This window comes from Chryseobacterium lactis, from assembly GCF_003815875.1.
GTDB lineage: Bacteria > Bacteroidota > Bacteroidia > Flavobacteriales > Weeksellaceae > Chryseobacterium > Chryseobacterium lactis.
Genome location: NZ_CP033924.1, coordinates 2,274,364 through 2,296,949, shown reverse-complemented (window position 1 = coordinate 2,296,949; position 22,586 = coordinate 2,274,364). Strand labels below are relative to the sequence as shown.

Below are 22,586 nucleotides of genomic sequence, written 5' to 3'. Positions count from 1 at the left end.
AATGAGTCAATTCTACATATACAATGCTAATCTACCATTAAATGACTTCAAGAAAGTAACTGTAATCTTCAACCCGAGTAAAGATTTTAATTACTCTAATTTAAGGGATGAGTTATATGATTTTTTTAAAAATTCAGCTCAATCAGATGGTATTATTTTCTTTTATGGTGAGGATAAAAGTGATTTTGAAAATGAACTACAGGAGAAGATTGATTTAATATTTAAAAGTATTCCTAAAGTTGAAGAAACAACTTTATCTAAAAATTTATTTTTTATTAAGTATAATGAGAATAAAATTCTAACAAGTAGTAAAAAGAAAATTGAAAAGTATATAAAAGAGATAGTACGGCAAGGACTTGTAAATATTTTTATAAAGAATGGAGGATTGGTAGAAAGTAAAGGAATCTCACACCACTTTAAATTTCCTTCGGGAAAACATTCTGCTAAATTTTTAAGAACAGCCAATGTATTATTGAATAAATCAGAAATTGATTTTATTGCAATTAACACCCTACATTTGATTTGTTCAAATGAATTTGAAAATATTTACTGTGATACTTTATCTATAAATGTAATAGGATATTCTATAATAAATTTTTTAAAAAGATTTAATTCAGATAGAGCAATAAATATAGAATCATTTAAGTCATATGATGGACTGTATAATAAAAATACAATCTTTAATACTAATTCCGTTTTTTTAATATCCGCTTCAACATCAGGAGGAATACTAGAACATATAAAGAGAAATCATAGTGAAATTAGTATAAATTCAATATGTTTTCTATTTTATCTACCATTAGAAAAGAAATCTAATGTAACAGTAGAGCAAGTGTTATGCGATTTAACATTTAACAAAGATCTGAATTATGGTATTGAAGAATATGAAATCTATAATACAAGTGTAAAACAATGCAGATTTTGTGAAAATCACTCTAAAGCGATAAATATCATTGGAGATTCATTTAGTATAGATGAACCAATTGTTGAATCAAAACAAATTACTGTTGGTTTTATAAAAAAAGAAATTAAAGATTTTGTAGAATTATTCAAGTTCAAAAATACCAATGATATAGGAACAACACTAAAAGTATCTTATGCTGAAGACACAGCAAACAGAAAAAAATACGACTTATATATTGATTATGAGAAAATAATAAACAATCTTAAGGAGTATCCTAAACATCAAGAAAAACTAGATTCTTACATACAACAATACATACCGGCATCCATAAAATATATTATTCATTTAAATGACAAAGGTTCTCAAGGATTAGCAGAATACATTTCTGATTCTATTAAACCACAAATTGGTGTTGAGCCAACAATTGTTAATCATTCTGAACTTTCTAAATATGATATTCATGAAAATACTGTTGGCTCTATTCTGATAGTAGGATCGTGTATAAGTAATGGTAAAAATCTACTGTATTTGAGTAGATATTTCAGAAATTATGCATCATTAAGACTCATATACTTTATTGGAATTAATAGAGTTAATAATCAAAAACAATATGATGAATTAAGAAGTAATATCAAATATGGGCTATACGGACCTGAAAACAGTACATTCATTGAAATAGAAAAAATTTTTTGTGACAACACAAACACAGAAACATCCTGGATCAGAGAAAGTGATTTCTTGAAGCAAATTTTAGAAGAAAGTGATGAAATTTGTAATGTTATCAAGGAAAGAATAAGTACACTTGACTCGTTTTCCAGTTCACAAGTTAAAGGAGGAAGTAATAATATTTTTTATAATAGTATTGATGGAAAAGAACTAAGGATCAGGCAGAATTCTGCTTTTTTCAATGACAACAGTTACTATCAAAATATCTGTCAATCGGACATCTACTTTACAATTTCTTGTATTTTAAATAATATGAGGACTGATAAAAATAAAGTACTTTATCAAACAAGTTTTGTAAGAAATCTACTTACTCCTCTAGTATTCAATAGATTTAACGATGGAGTTATTCAAGCTTCAATTTTAAGAGCTGCAAAAGATGAGGAATTAAATTATTCCATTAGTGAAAATACTTCTTTGGAAATGTTAAGCTTGCTATTAACTTTTTTAAAACATAAACATGAATATCAGGGAGAGGCTGTTTATGAGTTTTTGTATGCTCTTTCAATAGGAAAACTAAGGCTATTTAAACCTCATTATTTAATATTGATAGGTGAATTAAAAAATCATCAAGATGAGGTAATAAATATTTTTGAGAAAAGTATAACAAAAATATATCAAAAAAGTATTTAAGCCTTTTAGTATGAGAAACGCCTTTAGTGGTTATACTTATCAGAAACATATAACATTACTTTTATTATCTATTATGGATGCTGAAAGAAATATCTCTCGTATTGAAATTGAAGCTAAAGTTGATAACAAATTTGACGACCTTACAGTATCTATTAATAATGATATACTGTACTTTCAGATCAAAGACTTTGAAAATATTAATATAACTGACCTAATTATAAAAAGTGGAGAGCTTTTAATTAAAGGTAAACCACACAAACTTTCTACATATAAGAATATTTTATTCTTTAAACATATCGATATTATTCCAAACTCCAAAATCTTGGATTTTGATTGTTATAAATTAGATGATATTTACATAGTCTCTATGAGTCGCAGAGATGTTGATATTTATATTGATGATTTATATAATGGGAACCTAAACAGAAGATATGAAATTGAAGCCTTTTTAAATGAGCTCCTAGATGAAAGAATATGGAAAATAGACAGAATTAGTTTACCGATATTAAAAACATTTAATATAGACCTACAAGAGACCTCTGTTAATATTAGCCACAAGCTGCTAGAGTTTGAAAAGATACTTCTAATAGAAGGTAAGCCAGGTGTAGGTAAAAGTCACTTTGTGAATTCATTGACTGAATTATATCCTCAAAATATATTGTATAGATTCTGGATTGGAAATCAGGATAGAGATTATCTGGATAGATTAAAGTTTAAGAATTTCATACAAGACATATTCACAAAGACATTCAAAGATTTAAAGGATAGATCTATTTCTGATCTATTTCAAGAATTTAAAAAGAGACAAATTACTTTTATTATAGATGGTCTAGATCATGTTGAAAATTATAATAAACATGAATTAGATAAATTCATAGAGTTTATAAAAGAGTTGAAAGAACACTGTAAAGTAATAGTCCTCTCAAGGCCTTTAGTTACAGAGCTGGAATGGAAGAAACACATCTTAGAAAACTGGAATAAAAATCAAACCGAGCAGGTTTTAGATGAGTTATTCCATATTAGTGATTACAAAACCCAAAATCAAATTTTCTATTTAACACAAGGTTATCCATTACTTGTTAAGTATGTAGCTGAATTTTATAAACTGAATAAAGAACTTCCTGAAATAGAACAATTAAAAGATATTGATAGCTTTTATGAAGGGATCATTAAAAATGAGAAAGGAAAGCATTCTCTTTTATTATTCTTATGTACTGATTCTTATATAATGTTCTCAGAATTGGAAATATTTTTAGGTGAATCAAAATATTATGTTGAAGAGTTTATAAAAGAGCACCCTTACTTATTTGATATCAAATTGAATAGAGTTTCTTTATTCCATGACAGTTTCAATACATATCTCCGTAACAGATCTAATAATTACAAAAAATTAAAGGACAGTGTCAATGAAAAGGTATATAATTCAGTAACTAATTTAGAGAAAAGGTTTCTTTCAAGACTTTCATTGTTTAAATTAGAAGATAATCAGAGAAAACAGATATCAAGAAAGTTCTGTTCTATAAGTACTTTTGAACAAATTATACAGGATAATATAGACATTGAAGCAATACGAGATTTTTATTTTAATATAAGAGATAGCATGTATCAATGTAAATTCAATGATTTTGAGGTATTACATTATTATGAATTATCTTTAATTATAAACCTTTTATATAGAGATCATATTTCAACTCCTAATGGGTTTCTCTATACTTATGTAAAGACATTATTGTTTAATGGCTATACAGAAGAAGATATTACAAGTTCTGGATATTTATTTGGAATGCTTTTCTACTTAAGTACAAATAATCCTATATTACTATACAATAATGTTTCAAATGATAATTACTCAACTGAACACTTTCATAAACAGTTAAATCAAGATGTTAATGAGGAAGAATATTTCTTCATACAGCATGATAAAGCTGTTACTAAAAAGAGAATAAATGAATTATTGAAAAATAGTTTTCATTTTAAAGACTATTTAGTCCTGATAATTGAAAACTTATATATACATCAGAAAAGATATAAGGGGCTTGAAGAGCTATCTGATGCCATAGAAATATATTTAGATGGATTTGAGTCCAGAGGAGCTATTAAATTAACACCATTTTTAGACAAGTATCCCGATTCTTACTATTACGCTAATTGGTATTTAAAAGATGTAAAAGAGAACTTAATAGCCAAAGGTTATGAAGTTAGTAACATTGATAAAAATGATTATAATCATTTAACTCTAAAAGAACTTATACTAAAATATAAAGAAATAGGTAGCTTCAATTTAGGTAATAAAATCCATGAATATATTAGATTGGCATTAAACAGAAAACAACACATAGATATATCAAGTATCTCTGTGTTCTGGACTAAGTACTATAATAGAAAAGATTATACTTTTTATAGTATTCCTATGGCGTTAAAAACCTTAGAATCAAAAGAAATAGTCTCTTTGGAGGAATGTATAAAAGTAATTTCTGAAATTCAGAACATATCTGAAAAAGGATACAGTTATTTACTTGGCGAATTTATTGAGTTGTACCAGCCATCTGAAATAATACCCAAAATAGAAGCCTGTAATTTAGATCATCTTTCATTACAATGGTTTTTACTCCCTACTAAATATATTAATAGCTTCAATAATAAACTATACAATTATGCTATGAACCAACTAACAAGTTTACATAGAAGTGGAAGTATTGAAATTGGAGAAATTAAAAATGCGTTATTATCTAATAAATTAAAGGATATTGAGCTTACATTCAGCATTATTAAACTTAAAATCAGAGTAGAGAAGTCAGATGAAATACTAAAAAAGATAAATGATACCAAGCTTGTTTTTAATATTTACATAGACAATGACAAAAACAAGTATAAAAAAACAAGTGAAGAGAGATTTAAAGAAGGAGTTTTTTATATTGAAGATATTGACTTCATTAAAGACAAGAAACTATGTCCTTCAGAAGTGGCAAAACTTTCAGATGGTAGTTCCTCTTGTTTAGCTGAAATGCAAGTATTTGACATATTTGAAAAGAAAGAAGTAGCTAACCACTTTAAAGAATTATTATACAATGCTATAATAGGCAAAACAAAGAGAATAGATTACAACTATATTCTATACTATACTCCCGGAAATGTTTTATACATGATTGATAAATATGGAAATAAGAAAGATTTTGAAGCTGCAGTTAAGAGCTTTAAAAGATTTATGAAACTATCATTAGTTAGCTTACAATAATAAACAGACATATTAGCAATACTATTTTCATTAATTTAAAGTAAATAATATTATTTTTAAAACTATAACTAAACATATATAAAAACCAATGACAATTCAAGAATTTATAGCAGATTATAAAAATCATCCAGTTTTATTTATTGGTACAGGAATAAGCTTAAGATATTTAGAAAATTCTTATACATGGGATGGGTTATTAGGTAAAATTGCTTTTGAACTATCTGGTAATCAAGAATATTATCTTGATATCAAATCAAAATGTTATATTGATAATAAATTTGATTATTTAAAAATAGCAGAGTTATTAGAACATGATTTTAATAGCCATCTCCAAGAAGATAGAAATGGTAAATTCAAGGAAATAAATGATACTTTTTACAATAATATGCAAAAAGGCATACATCTTAGTCGCTTTAAAATATATATAAGTAAGACCTTTTCCACATTAAAATACAGAAGTGAGTTAGAGGAAGAATTGAAAGACTTCAAAAAGATAAGGAAGAATATTGGTTCAGTTATAACAACTAATTATGATGGCTTAATTGAAACAATATTTGAATTTAATAAACTAATTGGAAATAACATTTTATTAAGTACTCCATATGGTTCTGTTTATAAAATTCATGGATGTCATGAAGATCCATCCAAAATAATTATCACAGATAAAGATTATATTGGATTTGACAGCAAGTATGAATTAATACGAGCACAACTGCTATCATTATTTATACATAACCCTATAATATTTATGGGATATAGTGTAGGTGATGACAATATTAAAAAGATATTAAAGACGATATTTTCCTATGTTGAACCCAACTCTGAATTAGCTACTAAGATCAAAAATAACTTTCTATTAGTTGAATATGACAGAGTGAATAATAATGAAATTATAAGCGAACATGATATTGTCTTAGAAGGAGGATTAACCATTAGAATTAATAAGATAAAAACTAGTAATTTCTCTGCCATATACAATTCTATTTCTAACTTACAATTACCAATAACAGCATTAGATGTAAGAAAGGTACAGAATATTGTTAAAGAAATCTATGCTGGAGGAGATATAAAAGTTACTATAACTGAAGATTTAGATTCACTAAGAAATAGTGACAAAATCTTGGCAATAGGCTCTTCAAAGACAATTCAATATCAGTTTCAGTCAGCACCAGAATTATTAGCCAATTATTTCAATATAATAGATGAGTCAAACTCCCAAATATTAATGTTAATTGACAAGTATAAAATACAGCCAGCCCAGTATTTTCCAATATTTGGGTTTAATAGAATTAATACTGATATTGAAAGTGCTGACAGGCTTATAAGACAGCAAGAGTTAAACATTGCTGAATGTATTAGAAATATACTTCCTGCCTGCAAAAAAGTACATTCTACAATTGATAACATAATGGAAGATGAAAGTGTATCTTCTTCATATAAAACAAATTGTATGATCTGGAATACTCACGAGGGAAACCTTCCCCTTGAAGAAGTTGAACAATATTTAAGAGAAAATACGTCTACAACTGATACAAATTATAGAAAGTTGTTAAGTGTGTATGATCTAAAGAAATATAACTAAAAATAGCCCTATTAAATTAGGGCTATTATAACTAGCTCAAAAACCAATGATAATCAGAACTACCATTGAGTGCTTTCTGAACACCTTTTGAAAACTCAAAAGCATTCAAATTCCTGTCTAGGAAAGTATCTATATATGAAGACTTATTAGCCTGTGTAAAGAGATTATAGACATCCCATAAGTTTACTTTGCCATCCTCTTGCCTACAGAAATTTTTATCCTCATAATAATCTTTAGCCACAGTATTAATATGACTGTCATTAAAATTCAGTAAAGGAATATTCTGTTTCTCAGACTTAGGTAAATGCTGATATAATCTACTTCTCCCAATAAGTTGAGCAAACTGATGTTCAGAAAGAAAATCCTGCGTAAACTCTTTCATTTCCATAAGATGAAGTTCTGCATTATAACTCTGCATAGTTTCTAATGCTTTTGTGTACAAATCTTGTGAACTTCCTACTCTCATGTCCTCTAAAAATCCATCTGTGCTGATACACATGTTCATGCAAATTTGGTTCTGAAAACCTATGAAGAACTTGAACTTTTCCAAAGACTTCTTATTGTAAAGGTTCTCAAGATTATAACTACGTATTCCACCTATACAAAGAGATAGTTCATTACCATTCACAATACCAGTTATACTAGGCACTTTAATAATAAATGCCATTCTTTCATAATAGATAGTTTTCTCATGTTCAAATAGCTCTTTTACAGGTTTATGAATAGCTGAAGGAGTTCTACCCTTAATCTGATGGGAAACCCTAATTTCAGGTTCTGTAATACTTTGATGTGGAAATACTTTCTGAACTGCATTTAGAATAACCTCAATAAACTCTTGATGTGCAATAGTTTTCTCATTGTCCTTACTGAATACAGGTATAATACAATCATTCTGCAAGTGGTGTAATGTAGCTTCTGATGTATTAGCTATGATGAAAGGACTAGACTGATTATTACCATTTTTATATAGTACCAAAGGACTATGAGATATAGTCTGTACTTTAGAATCAGGCATTAAAAAAGCCTGAACCTCATTTGTAAGTTCAGGCTTAGGTACTTCATTTATTCTGCTGGGATAGAATACTTCTGTATCTTTAAAGCTCTCATTATTATGTAGGAAAATACCTCTAAGAGGTTTCTTTTCTATTGAAATAGTATTATTTACACTTCTTAGTTGTAGACCTATAGAAGCTTCTGTTGATTTAGAGCCTACCTTTATAATGTTGGGAGTTTTATTGAAATTTTGAGTGTCCATTTTTACTGAAATTATTGGGGTTATTTAAATTGATAAGTAGTGATTTCTTAGCTTCAAAATCTGGTTTTAAGCTTTCCTGATACTGCGGAAAATATCTGTATAGGGCTAATAATTCAGTAACAGATTTACAGTTCTGAATAGCCTCATATACTTCCTGTTCTATTACATGAGAAAGATTTAAACTTGGATTACTCTCATAAGGAGAAGAGCCATCAAATGCTTCTTTAGGGTCTATTTTAGACATATTCTTTCTTCCACCTGAACTTTGAGTATAGTTTTCAGAAGAATTGTTTTTTGAGCCTGAATTACACCATTTTAAAATCATTTTCCCTATATCAGATGTAATAACAAACTCAGGTTTATTCATAAATAATCCTGTCCTGTCTTTAGAAGCCTTAGCAAGATGATTTTCATTAATAAGCTCGAAGTTTATAGTTAGCTCATACTCAAAACCATCTCTGGTGATTTCTTTAGTTCCATGTTTCACAACTTGGGTTTTACCGTTGCTACCTATATCAAGGGAATAATCTATTTTCCTTCTAGTTGTTGTAATAATATGACAGCTTGATTGTAATATCTTATTAATAAAAGCTTGGTGGCGAGGACTCACGTTTGCCCAATCTTGAAATCTACCTCCTAATTTCTCATGTATTTCTAAACATCCTCCTGTACCATTCCATTCATGACTTGCAGAATCTATGATAATAACTTCAATGCCTGATTTCTCGCATAATTCAATAGCCTGGATATATCTTTCAGGGCTATAAGGTGCTTGTAAGTCCAAAACATTATAATTTCCCAGGTCTGAATATAAGGAAGCAGAGGAATTTTCTGTATCTATAACAGCTATTTTGCTCCAGTCTTGTGTCATTCCATAGGCTAATAATAAGGCTGATTTGGTTTTTCCAAATCCACTTGCTCCGGATAATCCTAATCTGAGCTTTACCTGTTGTCTTTGTGATTGTTTTAATTGCATAATAAATTGATTTAAGGTTAAATAATGAAAAATCCCTACAATTTCTGTAGGGATTTTTAGAAACTTCCAATTTCGTTTTTGTACTCTATAGGGATATATACGGAAATAGAAGTTTAAGAAATGCTAAATGCCTCTCTATCTCCATTTAGATATTGAATAAAAGGGTTTCCATCAGCATCTATTATTAAGGTTGGCATTGCTTCTTCAGGAATACTAAAATCTTCTACACTAAGAAAGTTCATTACTAAATTAGAATCTGGAAGAACCACATCCTCCTCTATTATAAAATAATACCCATTCATTGTTGAGCTTTTAAATTTTTTAGCCTTTCCTTTAAAAAAATCAACTTTCATATAATTATAAAAACCTTTAATTCTTTCAGCTTGTGAATAATTACTTCTTGTAAATAGATTCTTAAAATCAAACAGGTTTTTACTAATAACAGGGTCATAAGTAATTAAGACTTCAATCATTCTACTATACCTGTCCATTTCATCAGGTAAAATAAAATTCTCTGGTACATCATTAGGAAAGCACCTTTGACCTCTTCTAGTTGTGATTATTGAGTTCAACATTTTTTCTCTAAAATAATTTAAGTCCAAATAAGCTTGTACCACTAATTTATCACTGTCTAAAATATCATCTGGAGTTTCATTCATTTTTAAAGCATGTGATATACATGACATTAAATATTCCCCTCTAGGATAAGAAGCATCTATAACAAACCCACTAGTAGAGTAAAACTGAAAATTAAAAATCTTATTTTGGGGATAAAACTTCCTTTGGACAAAAGCTATCAGCTGTTGTTCAAAATTTTTATGAGAATCCTTAATTATCTCTTTTCTTCCAACAGAATCTTTATAGAAAACTTTATAATTACTAAATATCTCATCCTTAAGATAATTATAAAAATACTTTGATGTAGTAGTCTGAAGAAGCCACAAAAAATTTTCATCTAGATACTCTTTTAAAAATTGCTCTAATTTCCATTGAATCTTCCCTTCTTCAAAAATCAAGAGAGATTTAGCATTTGTATCTGCAAGTCTACAATTAACGAATTGATTTGTTAATGCAGAATATAAGATAAATGAAGATAAATCTCCACCAAAAAATTTATGATATTTTGGAAAATACTTTTCTCCCTCCAAAATTTTATAGTTTTTATAACTAGGAAAAGTTAGTGAAAGTTTATTTTCTCTTGATAAGGTTTGTATATGTTGCTCTTCATCTCTAACATTTTCATGAATTACTTCATCATAAAAAGTTTTAAGCAGTTCATCCTGTTGATTAAAAGAATAATATTGTACTAATCTATCATTTGAGGCTTTGTAATCCTGATGTACTTCATAGGAATCCATAAATCTTTCTTTTAATTCCTCAGACATCATTAATGTAGTCGAATCAAACTTATCAGGTGGAGGGAGAACAATATGAATTTCTCCTTTAGTTCTTTGTCTTGCTAAAGCTTGGATAATGGAATTTACTCCATCTGAAAATATTCCATAATTACTTAAATTTCCTTTTGTACCTAATGGAGGAAGAATTATGATTAAAGCATGATCTTCTTTTTCAATACTTACTCCAGATTTAAAGTTTGTCCCTACATTACATTTCTCAGGATTATACCTATTTACGAATATATCTCCAAATGAATATTTACTATCTGAAGTACAATTGTTAATCTCCCCAAAAGCATCAAACAATAACTTACCAATACCTGAATCTATATTATTACATATTTTATCTGCAAGATTTTTAGAATATGAAAGAATATCTATTTTCTTTCCTTTTCTAACTAAATCCTCAACTATTGCTTGTATACCATCATTACTTTCTGAATAACTACTTGCAGTATTAAAATGTAAAAATAATTCTGATTGCTTATCCATAAACACTTTTCTTTCAGATTCTATAATTTGAATTTTATCATCTGTAAGCTCAGCCAGATACTCTATTACAACCTTAGAAGCTTCATTGTAAGTGGCGCTTAATATAAAATTCTTATGAATGACATTTTTCCATTTCCATAAGTTGAAAATATATCTTTCTTTAAAATTATGAATGGAATCATGGATTTCATCATAGATAAAAACTACCTTTTTTCCACTTTCTTCACACATTCGCTTTAAGTAGTTTATATAGTTTCTTTTAGCTTCGCTGTTTATTAAAGATTCCTCTCCTGGATTACCTAATAAACAATTCACTGTAGCAATCTGAACCCTACTATTCCACGCATCTCTAGACATATCCTTACCAATTAGCTCATATCTATAAATATCCTCTTCGGGTATTCCTATACTAGCAGTTTTTTTATAGTATTGCTCAACTAAACTCGTAAATGGTGAAACTATGAATATTAAATAATCAGTATTATCATAATAGTCTTTTACCACTTCCATTATAGCTGTAGTTTTACCCTGACCTACTGCAGCATTAATAACTACTGTATTTTTTTCTTGCAAATCTATATTATCGATAATAGCCTGACCAATAAACCCATCATCGTTTGGACTTATTACTACTTTATCACTCACAGAAAAATCTGGAAAATCCTCCTTATTTATTTCTTTAAAATCTATAGGAAAACCATCAAAATGGCTATTAGTTGACTCCATATAAAATAATATTAAATATTTAGTAAAAATAGAACATAGTAACTAATATTAAGTTATTTCAACTTAGAATTCAATCTATTCATCTGCTCACTAACCTTTTTCTGTACTACCTTAGCATAATGTTGCTGGGTTATAGTAATTTTTGAATGCCCTAAAAGTTGTGATACAATCTCCATAGGGACATCATTAAAAAGTAATACAGTTGTTGCAAAGGTTCTTCTTGCTAGATGATGAGTAAGCCTTTTATTTATTCCAACTATATCAGCTATTTCTTTCAAATAAACATTAAACTTTTGGTTACTTAACTTAGGAAGAACTCTTTTTTCATCAACATAGTCATATTTATCAATGATTCTTTTACTTCTAGTAAACAGAGGTATTGTTAACAAATGCTGAGTTTTTCCTCTCATCATATTAATCCATTCATTACCATCAAATCCCTTTATAATATGAGATTTTTCAAGATTAACCATCTCACTATAAGCCAAACCTGTATAACAACAGAATACAAACATATCCTTAACCATCTGCAATTTTTCAGCTTTAAATTGATATTCCTCAAGCTTAGCTAATTCTTCTTCAGTTAAATAAGTTATTTCTTTTTTAATATGTTTTACTTTATAGTTAGTAAAAGGTTCCTTGTGTAAAATATCTTCTGAGAGAGCAACCTTGACAATTTTCCTGAACCTTTGTATCATCTTATTAGTAGTAGCAATAGCTAAAGACTTTTCTGTTTTTAAATAAAACTCATAATCTTGAATAAATTTCAAGTCTAAATCTTTAAAATGATAATCAGCTTTGTTGAAATGAGATTTTATAAAGTCTTTTAACAACTCTTTCGCTTGTTTAAACTTCCATAAGGTTGCTATAGAATACTCCTTCCCTATTAGTTTTTCAACTCTTATATTATGTTCTTGAAAAAGCTGAAGTATAGTTTTGTCTTGCTTAGGAATATCTCCTTTGTATTGTAAGTAAATATCGTTAATATCAAAATCATTTCCACTAACCTGTAGAAATAAAAAAGCCTGATTAATTCCATTCTTAACCAGACTTAGTGAAGTATTAATAAATGTATTTTCTTCATTAGGAGGCTTAATTAATTGTTGTTTACTATCCCATTGTTTAGAAATAATAAATAATCCTGTAGAAAAAACCTTTCTTTTTCCTGAATAGGTTAACCTACACCTCAATGGAGCTTTACCTTTTGTATTCACATTGGTTTTATCTATCACAAATAGTATATGTAATTTATTGTAATTCATTTAATTAATAAATTTTAAAGGGTATGCCTTTTTAATGATGAAGATGTGCCTTTTTATATGCCTTTTCTCCATCAGAAGGAACTATAGAAACTAGAATTATTGATAAAATGTAAGTATAAAAGACTGAACTACAGTATAGAAATAAAAAAAGCACTCAAATTGAGTGCTTTTCTGTGGTCCCACCTGGGCTCGAACCAGGGACCACCTGATTATGAGACGAAAAAAATTATTTTATATTTTATTATATCCTTTTTCATCATGTTGATTTTCAATAAAATAAAACTTATTCTTTTTTTCATTTCATTACTATATTTTGTTTTCTTCTGACAAAATGTTTCACCTATGTTTCACCTATCTATTTTAGACGATTTGCAGAAACTGCAAGAACTACAACTATTATATTAATCCTTCATCATTAAAACTCACATAATGTTCTTTTGTAATGATGATACTGTCAAGAAGAGCTATGTCAAGTAGCTTACAAGCTGTATTAAGCTTCTTTACTATAGCTAAATCTGCATTACTTGGATTAAGATTGCCACCTGGGTGGTTATGTACCAATATTAATCCAGTTGCTAAGCATTTCAAGGCTACTGATAAAATCAATCTAATATCTACCAAACTACTTGTAATACCTCCTTTGGATAGACTATAGAAGCCAATGACAGTATTTGAAGAGTTTACGAAGAGTATTTTTACCTCTTCTTGCATTTCTATTATTCCATTATCCCAGATTGTCCTGATAATATTTACTACATCACTACTCATGGTGAGCTTAGTTTCAGACATTTTGCAAGGATGGTATGTTACCTTAATCTCTGATACTGTTATTTCTGTATTCATTTTTTTTGGAGTATGTGAGGAAGCTTATTTCACATTTTTTGTAACCCCAAAATCATAAAACTTGTTTAGTACTCTTTTCTGATACATTAAGATAGTTACATCCTCTTCATCATGATAGGAAAGTTTCAGAGTTACTGAGTTAGGAAAATATACTAATAATTCTGTTAGTCTATTTTTAAGATTCTCTACCCTATTCTCTTTGTATTTCAACTCAACCCTCATAAGCCTGTCAGCATTAAAATATAAGAGTATCTGCTTAACTTTTAAGCCAAGAACTTCATTTATCTCTCCAAAGTATTCGTAAGGTACTAAGGAGAGATTATTTTCAATAAACTCATAAGGGGGGATAGATATAATCTCAAACTCGAAGTCATTATGCTCATCATCTAGCCTGAATTTTAAGTGCTCGTATATGTCATTCTTCATTTGTTTTTAGATAGTTAAAGCTAATAGGAATAGCTGATTGTTGTGTATCAAAAGATTTCTTGGTCATATTCTTTAGGAACTTATTTGCTTTGTATATCTCCTATACAACCACTTTTGATTTTAATTAAGAATAATCCCCTTCAGTTTTATTAAAGCCAAGAAAGAGGTTACCTGGGACTAAGATTTCACAATTAATCCAGTCATGAAATACCCTGTTATCATCTTCAAGAATTTGATTAACATAAGATTTCTGATAAACCTCATCGTTAAATCTGCTGTATATCTCACAAATGTATAACTTACCCCTGTTCAGTTCCCAGGTTACAATACTGTTACTAAGGAAGAATGTAGAAGTAGTTATTATGGTAAACATGCTCTTTTTAAGGTTTTCACCAAAGTCAACATTACCTGGAGCACTGTAATAGTGAATAACTTCTAATATCATGCTATCAGAACAATAAGCAAGATAATACTAATCATACTTGTAATTAATGATAGCCTGACATCAACCCTACCTGGGATGTATAATGGTGGTCTTCTAACTATATGATATTTGTACACATAGTTGTTAGCCATTACCATTGAAATCAGTAACCCTGCAACTATGAAGATTATTGCCCAATACCACTTGGTATAAAGAAACATTGTTATTGTGGGTGCTATTAAACCTGTAAGAAAGAACCAAAGATTTAATAGTACTGTATTTGTTCCTCTGTAGATAGTAGGAATATTTCCATCCTCCTCAGCAACATTTTTTGTTGCATTATGTAGGCTAAGGCTTAGAAAAGCCAAAAAACAATAAACTAAGGACATATTATACTAATGCTTTTCATTGGTGTCTTTGGCTGTGCTGTTTGTATTGATTTTCTTACCATGTTCATTATAAAATGCTATGTAGAGCTTGTTCTGTCTCTCGTTATAATAACCAACAAGATGGCTTTCTGGGCTTATTTCTTTATAATCTTCTGGTAGAACCACTTGTACAGGGTAATTGACAAGATTGTACCCTTCTATATTTGATTCTTGATAGAACTTAATCCCAAAAACTGCTAAGAGTATTCCCAGAACGAAAGTGATTGTAATTAGTAATGGCTTTGTTTTCATATTTAAAGTTGTTAAAATGTAAGCTTATTAAGGTTGGATAAAAACTTGTAATGAGGTATCATCAACAACCCAAATACCCCAAAAGATAAAGGAATGCAGATAATACTAAGAATGACTGTATTTGTCCTACTTCTGTTCTTGAATTTCTTAAAGGCAGGAGCATCAATGGTCCCCTCACTGAATTGAAGATATCTCTTGTAAAGTTTTCTAATAGGATTAAACAGTAATGTAAATATTGTTATGTAGAATCCAAAGGTTATTAAACCTGCTAATATTGTCCCTGCAAGGTATGCCCCATCAGTTAAATCATAATTACCTCTTTTGTTAATGGTATAGACCATTGTGAAGAATAGTAAGAATGTAAAGGTTAAGATATACAGAAAGAGATTAGACTTTTCAGAAATCTTTCCATACTTCTCAAGGTTGGTATTAGTTTCTTCATCAATATTTAAGGTTGGATTATCAGTACCAATGGTATTAACTTCAGAAGTCAGCATTAATTTTTTGTCGTTATTTCTTGACTTGATAATTAGATAAATAATCAAGGTTGGTATACCTAGTATAATGAATACAATTACAAGGTGTTGAAAGCTCAATGTTAAGGTTGTTATCATAGTTAAAAATGTTTAGTTAAGATTAGACAAATATATATAATTATCAAAAATGATAACTATAATATTATCATTTTTGACCACTTTTGACATTAGTTATTGTGTTGATGGAAAAAGTAGACTTTCAAATAGCTTTAGGTAAGAGGATAAGACAGCTAAGAGAAGAGAAAAAGATGTCTCAGGCTGAGCTGGCTTTGTTATGCAATTTTGAGAAGTCTAACATGAATAGAATTGAGACAGGCAAAACTTGTCCAAGTAGTTTTACTTTATATAAAATTTCAATCAGCTTAGAGGTTAAGCTCTCTGAAATCACCAATGTTATTGAATAATTCCCACATCTTTAAACATCCCTCTTAACAAAGTCAAAAGTTACTGTCATCTTCTGGTAAGAGGTTACCTGGGGACTCTGATATTATATTCAATACTCTTATAATCAACAGGCACAAATAAAAATTCAGCTATTTAATAAAATCTTACCCAGTCATTAATTATTTTTACAGTCAAAATTACCTGGGTAGATGTAAAGATAAACATCAATAAACAGGAAAAAATAGAGTAAAAGAAAAGGACAAAATTTACTTCCTTTCTTTATAGGCTCCAGGTAAATTTTGTCCTAAATAAGTCCCACTTTTTGTTTCTGTATATATACATTTTACAAGAACTGGGACTTTTAATATTTTTACTGGATAGTACTCACAAGGTTACCTGGAACTGTATAATTCTCTAAATAATTATTTGGGGCTAATTGTGAACTTTCATCAGGAGTGTATTCATACCTGTGATTCAGGGTAATAAGTTCTCCTGTTTCTTTAATGGTATATTGATAAGGTTCACATTCAACCTTGATAATATCTCCTTTCATCATAGTACCTCGAAGACTTCTGCATACAGCTTCATCAAAGGTAGCAGGTATGTAGCATTTCTTGGCTGTTGCATAATACTGACCTGTACTCTGACTTTGTATAAGTTCAATACCACTGTTGATTTCAAGGACACAAAACATAGTCCCATCTTCTCTTTTTCTTTTGGTGTAATTCGTAATCGTTACCATAGTTTTTTTGATTTTGAGTTAATTGTTAATTAATGAAACAAGACACAAACCTTTACACCACCACTATTACCTGGGGTCTAAAGGCTTAATATCTGTTATCTCTCCACAAGTGAGGGTTATTCAGGAGTGTTGTATTGTAAAAGAGAAAGATTTATATTCTCATTTTCCCATCCCAGGTTCAGGAATGGGTGAGATGAGTATAAATCAGTATGGGAAGGTACAGAGAAAGAACATACACAAGATGGTGCAGTGCTATCACAAGTAAAGAACTAAAATTGAAGCTGCAATTGTTCACAGATTTATTAATAGACCTTTGAAAATTTTCTAATTTCTGTAAAGTGGAGGGGGGAATTTTCCATTTACGAAATTGGGGGAGATTGTTGAAAGGTAGAGAAACAAAAGACAGAAAGCCTCATAAAATTTTTAGTAAAATTTTTTTATGAACTGTAAACCATATGTTCTTATACTATGGAGAGATTGAACTAAATGGATTAACTTAGTGCAAATAAAGAATTATAATAAATCTTTACATCATGGATAATTTAACACCAGAACAAAGGAGAAAAAATATGCAAGCAATTAAGAGCAAAGAGACTAAGGAAGAAGTACTGCTTGCAAAAGCTTTATGGAATTTGGGTTACAGATATAGAAAAAATAATAAAAAAATACTTGGAAAGCCTGACATAAGTTTTTCCAAATATAAAATAGCTATATTCGTAGATGGTGAATTTTTCCATGGAAAAGATTGGGAAACTCAAAAAAATAGAATAAAAACTAATAGAGACTATTGGATTCCAAAAATTGAAAGAAATATACAGAGGGATAAAGAGGTCACTGAATACCTACTATCAAACAATTGGAGAGTGATAAGATTCTGGAGTAAAGAAGTTAAAAAAAATCTTTCTTCCTGCTTAGAAATAATTCAACAAGAAATCTCAAAATTAAAGAAGAATTAAATGTTTTTAAATACACAGGCACAGCATAGTATTGAAGAATATCATGAAAAGTTAAAGGCTATAGGAGCTCTCTCGAAGCTTTTTAGTGAATCTGATAAGCCTTATATTCAGTATAGAATTGCTGAAAATATATTTTGTGATGTTTTTAATGCTGAAAATCTTGCTAGAGCTGATGGAGCATATGATGCAGTTATAAATAAATTTGGAATTGGGATTAAAACTTTCGTATTGAATGGTAATTCTAAAGTTGAAAAAGTAGCTGAATTTAATGCAGATAGTTCCCTACTTAGAACACTTAGAGGAATGGAGCTGGCAAAAAAATTGGCTGATCTAAGAAATGAAAGAATCTTAATTGCAGATAGAGCATATGATACTAACAACAGGGTTTATCATATAATTGGAAGAGATAAAGGTGTAATTAAAATCTTTGAAGACAGCTATGATCTAGTAGATAAAGAATCTATTGAAATAATTTCTGATACAGCTGTTACATTAAAATTCAAAGATACCTTTAATGAATATACTTTTAACCACTCAAAAAGTGTATTAATGAAAAGGTTTGTAGTACCTGATAATTGCCAAACTTTGGAAATTGAGATTCTTAATGATCCAATTTCTTTATTGAGAAATGCAATTGCTAATCCAAGCACTTTAATTGAAAGTATCAGTAGCTATACTGAACCAACTAATCAAATTACTCAAAATGAACTAGCTCCAGGTGAGGACTACATTATACTTCCATTATATTCTGCAAAAAGGAAAGCTTCAAGACAAAATCATATAGTTCCTGAAAAAAGCCAATTAAATCAATGGAATGCAGGTGGAAGAGCTAGAGACTATGGGGAAGTATATATACCTATACCTGCAGACATTAGAGATTTAGCACCAAACTTTCTCCCACCAAGGGAAGTTCCATTCACGTTAGTAATTCCTAGTGGAGAAGAGCTCTCTGCAAAAGTCTGTCAGGATAATGGAAAAGCACTAATGACCAACCCAAATAATGCGCTATCAGATTGGATGTTAAGAGATATTCTAAATTTAGGAGAAGGGGAAATTTTAACTTATGATAGACTTATTGAGATTGGTTATGATAGTGTTAAAATAACAAAAACAACAGATAATAAATTTTACATAGATTTTACAAAGTTAGATGAGTATGAAACATTTTTAGAAGCATTTTAATAATGAGACAAGGAGAACAAAAAAAAGAAATGGCAAATTTCTTAGCTGCTGAAAAAACTACAAGAGATATTTATTCAAATGAAGAAAATAGATATGTAATAAGATTTTCAAGTATTCAAAGGAAAAACAATAACTATTGGTTCACTATTAATAGTGATAATATTGATTCTTATAAAGAACATGAGGTAACAGCATTTATTCTTTTTGGACCCAAAGGATATTTCAATATTCCTTCATCTATTATTAATGATCTAATCAATGGATTCCATGGTGTACCAAAGGATGGAAAATATCACTTTCATATTACTCTAGATAATAAAACATTAAAGAGTACTGAAAGTAATTCTTTTGATATTAGTCAATACTTTAGTGAGCTTCCACCTATATTAAAAATATATTATGATATGTATATTATAAAGGATCCTATGGCTATACATTATTACTCATTTAAAACAACTGTTACATCAATAGATAGAGCTAGTCCAGGTGAAGATGAATTTGAATTTGGAGGAATTTATCAGCATGAAGCAATAACTAATACTGGCGATATTGTTTTTTTTAACCAACATGGTGACAATCCTGAGTGGGCTTTTGGATTAAGTGCTATTTGTATTATTACTCATGGACCCTATGCTAAAGGTTATGACACTAACAACCCAAGATATTTCAAAATTAAGTTAAAACCATTGCTTATTTTACCTAAAGTGCTTTCTAGACACGAATTCATTGGTTATTTTAATAGTTATAGCATTCCTTTTATAGGACCAATGATAAAAAATGAGCAAAATCAGGCTAACAGTAGCATAACAATAGAACAAGCCAGAAACTTAATTGGTATTTTACTTGACATCTTTCCAGAACTTGAAGATGAAATAACAACAATTTTTGGAAATAAATTTCACATTACTAATCTTAGAGCTATTGAGGGAGGATTTATGAAACTAAATACGATTTCAAACATAGAAGTAAATCCTAATTCTATTTCAGAAGACTTCCCTAAAAATCTAATATTATATGGAGCCCCTGGAACAGGTAAAAGTTATGAAATGAACAAAAGAGCAAATGAGCTCTTCCCTAATGAACTTTTATACAAAAGAGTTACATTCCACTCGAGTTATTCATATAGAAACTTTGTTGGTTCATATAAACCCAAACCTCTATACAAAGAAACAGGAGTAACAATATTTAATTCTGACAGGGTTACTATTAATGAACATAAGGTTGAACCTGTTATTGAATATACCTTTGAACCTGGACCTTTTTTAATATTGTATGAGAGAGCAGTCAAAAATCCAGATCACAATTTTTTATTACTGATAGAAGAGTTGAATAGAGCTAACACTACTGCTGTTTTTGGAGAGCTATTTCAACTGCTTGATAGAAATGATAATGGAGAGAGTGAATATCCTATTACCTTAGAAACTTCAATATATGATTATCTAAGAGGGAGAAATATTGCTGAGACTGAAATTAAAATCCCTTCAAATCTATATATATGGGCAACCATGAATAATGCAGATCAAGGAGTATTACCTCTTGATACAGCTTTTAAAAGACGCTGGAGCTTTGAACATCTAGGAATTAATAAGAGTGAAATCCATATAAATGATGTTAATATCAATATGCCTTTCCTTGAAGGCAAGCCAGAACTTAAATGGAATACTTTTAGAAGAATCATAAACCAAAAGCTTCTTGAGCTTGGAATTCATGAAGATAAACTTGTAGGTCCTTTCTTTTTAAATAAAAGAGAAATTACAAATCAGAAATCAGTTAAAAACAAACTGCTTCTGTATCTAAAAGAAGATGTTTTAAGATATAAAACTGGAATATTTAAAAGTTCTTTGAAGACCTTTTCTGAAATAGCAGAAGAGTATGATAAAGGAAATAATGTGTTTGATGAAACTTTAGCTTTTGAATAATCCTGTTATTTATATTGAACAAAAGTCATATACTAAGTCTGAATTGTTGATTTCTTTTTCAGAAGAGGAATTATTCACATTAGGCTTAAGAGGTATAATTGAGCAGAGTAATACCTATTATAAGTTTACTTTTGTTGGGGTTGTATCTGTACGAAGTGTCGCATTTGCTGTTATACCTAAAATATACACTAGAGAGCTAAAAGAGTCTGCCTTATTAACAATTAAAACTTTAAAAAGATATACAAAAACCAATAGACATCTATTTGATGGAATTGATTTTTTCAACATAGAGCCTGATAATCCTGAATGTTCTGAATTAGCAATTGCAGAGTTCTTATTAGAGGACTTTCAAAGTAATGGAATTTACACTTACAGAGATAGACTGTACGAAATAAATGGGAATGGAGACATTCACTGGGTTCATACAGTTAATGATATTGATCCAATCTATTCTTCTGGTCAGCCAGTTTATACTGATACTATAAATCACACTATAATTGAAGATATATTTAACTTAACAGCAGCTATTCAAAAGTGGGGGTTAAATTATATTTCAGAAAAATATTCAGTATTTCTAGGAATAGATCTTATTAATTTTGATTTTGATTACGAAGAGAATCTAAGTGAAATAGGAAATCCAGAGCAGCTAATAAATCATCTTCTAAAGTTATTACAAACTGTTTATACTGACAGAGAAATATATTTAATAAAATCATTAATATTCTTAATTAGAAGTAAGACTGGAGCTTTGGAAAATGATATGTCTTTGTATGGTACAAAAGCATATTCAACTATTTGGGAAGACATATGTAAGCAGATATGGAAGTACAAGCATTCAAAAAACTCTTATTTTCCAAGACCTAAATGGGATATTTTAGGTAATAATTATGAATCTAAAAGTATATTATTACCAGATATTATTATAAATGATAATGAAAATAATACCTATCTATTTGATGCAAAGTATTACAGCCTAAAATTTAAAAGCACTCTATCTGGAGAACCAGGATACAAAGACATTTTAAAACAGTTTCAATACCAACAGCATATTGAGAATAAAATAGAAAAAGCAATTGGAAACTTTTTTCTTTTCCCAGCAAATGAGGATGAATTTTCAGAACTTAAAGAAGATGAGCATGCTGTTATAATTAATAATATAATATTGATTGGAGATATTAAATACGAGTTATACCCAGGTAAAAAAATATTAATTATTTTATGTCCATTTAAAGACTGGCAGCAGATGTATCTGGAGAATAAAAGCTTAGAAGTTACAAATTTAAAAGAGCTAATTTCTTAATTTTAACTA

At 29.1% G+C, this 22,586-nt stretch carries 18 protein-coding genes; 8 read left to right on the top strand and 10 right to left on the bottom strand.

Annotated elements, in window-relative coordinates; translation table 11 throughout:
- Position 1 precedes the first annotated feature (1 nt).
- The 3 genes from EG342_RS10075 (at position 2) to EG342_RS10065 (ending at position 7,077) form a co-directional block, all read left to right on the top strand.
- Positions 2-2,260: a hypothetical protein gene (locus EG342_RS10075; RefSeq protein WP_103291331.1), complete on the top strand. Its 2,259-nt coding sequence runs from the start codon at positions 2-4 to the stop codon at positions 2,258-2,260.
- Positions 2,261-2,270: 10 nt separating this feature from the next.
- On the top strand, positions 2,271-5,495 hold the full coding sequence (locus EG342_RS10070) for an NACHT domain-containing protein (RefSeq protein ID WP_103291333.1): 3,225 nt from the start codon (positions 2,271-2,273) through the stop codon (positions 5,493-5,495).
- Between the two features lie 88 nt (positions 5,496-5,583).
- Positions 5,584-7,077, top strand: coding sequence for an SIR2 family protein (locus EG342_RS10065; protein WP_103291336.1), 1,494 nt, complete (start codon positions 5,584-5,586; stop codon positions 7,075-7,077).
- 31 nt (positions 7,078-7,108) lie between these two features.
- Here the strand turns inward: EG342_RS10065 and EG342_RS10060 are convergent, their stop codons facing one another.
- From EG342_RS10060 to EG342_RS10020, 9 genes are all read right to left on the bottom strand, one after another.
- Positions 7,109-8,332: a DUF3871 family protein gene (locus EG342_RS10060; protein WP_103291339.1), complete on the bottom strand. Its 1,224-nt coding sequence runs from the start codon at positions 8,330-8,332 to the stop codon at positions 7,109-7,111.
- Positions 8,310-9,308, bottom strand: a complete 999-nt coding sequence (locus EG342_RS10055) for an AAA family ATPase (RefSeq protein WP_246008765.1) — start codon at positions 9,306-9,308, stop codon at positions 8,310-8,312. Before EG342_RS10055 ends, EG342_RS10060 begins: the two co-directional genes overlap by 23 nt.
- Before the next feature lie 113 nt (positions 9,309-9,421).
- On the bottom strand, positions 9,422-11,923 hold the full coding sequence (locus tag EG342_RS10050; RefSeq protein WP_103291341.1) for a DEAD/DEAH box helicase: 2,502 nt from the start codon (positions 11,921-11,923) through the stop codon (positions 9,422-9,424).
- Between the two features lie 53 nt (positions 11,924-11,976).
- On the bottom strand, positions 11,977-13,185 hold the full coding sequence (locus EG342_RS10045) for a site-specific integrase (RefSeq protein WP_103291343.1): 1,209 nt from the start codon (positions 13,183-13,185) through the stop codon (positions 11,977-11,979).
- Positions 13,186-13,581: 396 nt separating this feature from the next.
- Entirely contained in the window at positions 13,582-14,028 is a 447-nt protein-coding gene (locus EG342_RS10040) for a JAB domain-containing protein (RefSeq protein WP_246008764.1), read from the bottom strand.
- Positions 14,029-14,052: 24 nt separating this feature from the next.
- Positions 14,053-14,454 carry a hypothetical protein gene (locus EG342_RS10035; protein ID WP_103291345.1) on the bottom strand — a complete coding sequence of 134 codons (402 nt, stop codon included), beginning with the start codon at positions 14,452-14,454 and terminating at the stop codon, positions 14,053-14,055.
- Between the two features lie 124 nt (positions 14,455-14,578).
- A complete protein-coding gene (locus EG342_RS10030) occupies positions 14,579-14,827 on the bottom strand; it encodes a hypothetical protein (RefSeq protein WP_123868072.1) in 249 nt (82 codons plus the stop codon).
- Between the two features lie 446 nt (positions 14,828-15,273).
- The gene (locus EG342_RS10025) at positions 15,274-15,558 is read right to left on the bottom strand and encodes a hypothetical protein (RefSeq protein WP_103291352.1); all 285 of its coding nucleotides are present in this window, start codon (positions 15,556-15,558) and stop codon (positions 15,274-15,276) included.
- A gap of 11 nt (positions 15,559-15,569) precedes the next feature.
- On the bottom strand, positions 15,570-16,172 hold the full coding sequence (locus EG342_RS10020) for a hypothetical protein (RefSeq protein WP_103291355.1): 603 nt from the start codon (positions 16,170-16,172) through the stop codon (positions 15,570-15,572).
- A gap of 104 nt (positions 16,173-16,276) precedes the next feature.
- Between EG342_RS10020 and EG342_RS10015 the strand changes: the two genes are divergently transcribed.
- Positions 16,277-16,498, top strand: a complete 222-nt coding sequence (locus tag EG342_RS10015) for a helix-turn-helix domain-containing protein (protein WP_103291357.1) — start codon at positions 16,277-16,279, stop codon at positions 16,496-16,498.
- A gap of 350 nt (positions 16,499-16,848) precedes the next feature.
- Here EG342_RS10015 and EG342_RS10010 read toward each other — a convergent pair whose 3' ends face one another.
- On the bottom strand, positions 16,849-17,220 hold the full coding sequence (locus EG342_RS10010) for a hypothetical protein (protein WP_185126894.1): 372 nt from the start codon (positions 17,218-17,220) through the stop codon (positions 16,849-16,851).
- 533 nt (positions 17,221-17,753) lie between these two features.
- On the opposite strand from EG342_RS10010, the gene EG342_RS10005 reads away from it, so the two are divergent.
- The 4 genes from EG342_RS10005 to EG342_RS09990 are packed head-to-tail and all read left to right on the top strand — an operon-like array spanning position 17,754 to position 22,577.
- Positions 17,754-18,176 (top strand): very short patch repair endonuclease, encoded by a 423-nt coding sequence (locus tag EG342_RS10005; RefSeq protein WP_103291360.1) that lies wholly within the window; start codon positions 17,754-17,756, stop codon positions 18,174-18,176.
- Positions 18,177-19,358: a restriction endonuclease gene (locus tag EG342_RS10000; RefSeq protein WP_103291363.1), complete on the top strand. Its 1,182-nt coding sequence runs from the start codon at positions 18,177-18,179 to the stop codon at positions 19,356-19,358.
- 2 nt (positions 19,359-19,360) lie between these two features.
- Positions 19,361-21,277 (top strand): AAA family ATPase, encoded by a 1,917-nt coding sequence (locus EG342_RS09995; RefSeq protein WP_103291366.1) that lies wholly within the window; start codon positions 19,361-19,363, stop codon positions 21,275-21,277.
- Entirely contained in the window at positions 21,270-22,577 is a 1,308-nt protein-coding gene (locus EG342_RS09990; RefSeq protein ID WP_103291368.1) for an LlaJI family restriction endonuclease, read from the top strand. Before EG342_RS09995 ends, EG342_RS09990 begins: the two co-directional genes overlap by 8 nt.
- The last annotated feature ends 9 nt before the right edge of the window (positions 22,578-22,586 follow it).